This is a genomic window from Shewanella sp. T24-MNA-CIBAN-0130, from assembly GCF_040310185.1.
Taxonomy (GTDB): domain Bacteria; phylum Pseudomonadota; class Gammaproteobacteria; order Enterobacterales; family Shewanellaceae; genus Shewanella; species Shewanella psychromarinicola.
On sequence record NZ_JBEOPP010000193.1, the window covers coordinates 1 to 332 of the forward strand.

General features: G+C 33.4%; 1 protein-coding gene. It reads left to right on the forward strand.

Going from position 1 to position 332, the window contains the following annotated elements:
• A partial coding sequence (locus tag AAEZ02_RS22040; protein ID WP_502959606.1) for a DUF723 domain-containing protein occupies positions 1 to 332 on the forward strand: 332 nt, incomplete at both ends.

Sequence of the window (332 nt, forward strand, 5' to 3'; positions counted from 1 at the left end):
TATATCAGTTGAACATAAAGTAAAAATAAAGTGCTCTATTCATGGTTTTTTTTTACAAACTCCTACTCTTCATTTGTTGGGGAATGGATGCCGTAGTTGCAGTCATGAGAAGCGTGCAAAAAAATTGGTACATAATACGCTTAAGTTTATTAAGGTTTCTCAACAGGTTCATGATTATAAATGGAATTATGATAAAACAGAGTATGTTCGAAATCATGAAAAAGTAATAATAAATTGTGATATTCACGGTGACTTTCTGCAAACACCTGCATCTCATAAAAGTGGGAAAGGTTGTCCTGTTTGTGGCGCAAATAAATCAAGTGACTCAAGAC